General features: G+C 73.5%; 2 protein-coding genes. One reads left to right on the forward strand and one right to left on the reverse strand.

Features of this window, described 5'->3' with window-relative positions; translation table 11 throughout:
- Nucleotides 1-42: 42 nt before the first annotated feature.
- Complete coding sequence (locus tag GT042_RS21110; RefSeq protein WP_161310291.1) at nucleotides 43-771, reverse strand: VIT1/CCC1 transporter family protein; 729 nt, start codon at nucleotides 769-771, stop codon at nucleotides 43-45.
- Nucleotides 772-1,109: 338 nt separating this feature from the next.
- Between GT042_RS21110 and GT042_RS21115 the strand changes: the two genes are divergently transcribed.
- A partial coding sequence (locus GT042_RS21115; protein WP_202533355.1) for an ADP-ribosylglycohydrolase family protein occupies nucleotides 1,110-1,560 on the forward strand: 451 nt, incomplete at its 3' end.

Consider the following 1,560-nt stretch of genomic DNA (forward strand, 5'->3'; position numbering starts at 1 on the left):
GTGGGCGGCGGGCGGGGCAGAGGGTGGCGCCCGGCCCGTACGTCAGAGGGCGGCGCCGAAGGCCGCGCCCAGTCCGTACGTCAGGGCGGCGGCCGTTCCGCCGAGGGTCAGCTGGCGCAGCCCGCCGTACCACCAGCTGCGGGCGGTCACCCGGGAGACCAGCGCGCCGCAGCCGAAGAGCCCGACGAGGGCCAGGACCAGGGCGGGCCACAGGGCGGTGGCGCCCAGCAGGTACGGCAGGACGGGCAGCAGGGCGCCCAGCGCGAAGGAGCCGAACGACGAGACGGCGGCGACGGTGGGGGACGGCAGGTCGTCCGGGTCGATGCCCAGTTCCTCGCGGGCGTGGATCTCCAGGGCCTGCTCGGGGTCCTTGGACAGCTGCTGGGCGACCTCGCGGGCGAGCTCCGGTTCCACCCCGCGCGACACGTAGAGCGCGGCCAGTTCCTCCATCTCGTCGGCGGGGTGTTTGCGCAGCTCACGGCGTTCGACGTCCAGTTCGGCCTGGACCAGTTCGCGCTGGGAGGCGACGGAGGTGTACTCCCCGGCGGCCATCGAGAAAGCACCGGCCGCGAGGCCCGCCAGGCCGGTGATCACCAGGGTGTGGTGGGAGACGGCGCCCCCGGCGACGCCGGTCATCAGGGCCAGGTTCGAGACGAGTCCGTCCATCGCGCCGAACACCGCGGGACGCAGCCAGCCGCCGTTGACGTCGCGGTGGGTGTGGTTGTCGCGGTGGGCCTCGTGGAGCGTGGCCTCGGTGTCGATGACGGACATGGCTCTCCTCTTTCACGGCGGTGGACCGGGCGGGCACCGACACGGCGCCCACCCCCTCCGGGTGCCTCCAGGTGATCGAAAGTACGCACGAAAAACATCCCCCGCCAGCAAGGAAGGCCGTACTTACCAGCGCTTTCGTACGGTTTGGGCGACGGCCACTCCCTGCCGCGGGCACCCTTCCGGCGCCCCTCCGGCCCCTTCCAGCCCCCTTCCGGCGCCCCTCCGGCACCCCGACCTGGTGTCAGCCGGGTGACAGCGACGTTTCTCAGACTCCCCGGGCCGTGTACGTGGCACAGATGGCAGGAACAGGCTCGTTGTGCGCGGAAGGGCGGCCACCGATGGAGCTGATTGCATGCGATCCGGCTCGCGACGAGGCCGCGGTGCTGCGCGACCGGGCGCGGGGCGCGTTGCTGGGCCTCGCGGTCGGGGACGCGCTCGGGGCCCCCGCGGAGAACATGCGGCCCTCCGAGATCCGCCGCCGCTGGGGCCGTATCGAGGGCTTCGTCGCGGACAACCCGGCGGGTACGGACGACACGGAGTACGCGATCTTCTCCGGGCTGCTGCTGGCCCGGCACGGCTCGGCGCTGACCGTCGCGCACGTCGAGAAGGCGTGGCACCACTGGCTGGCGGACCTGGACGAGGGCCCGTTCCGGGGGGCCGGGTTCAGTGAGCGCGGCACGCTGGAGAACCTGCGGCGGGGCCTCGCCGCGCCCATCACGGCGCAGCACCGGCACGCGTGGAGCGACGGCCTGGCGATGCGCGCGGCGCCGTTCGGTGTGTTCGCGGCGG

Origin of the sequence: Streptomyces sp. SID3212 (assembly GCF_009865405.1) — a bacterium.
Lineage (GTDB): Bacteria > Actinomycetota > Actinomycetes > Streptomycetales > Streptomycetaceae > Streptomyces.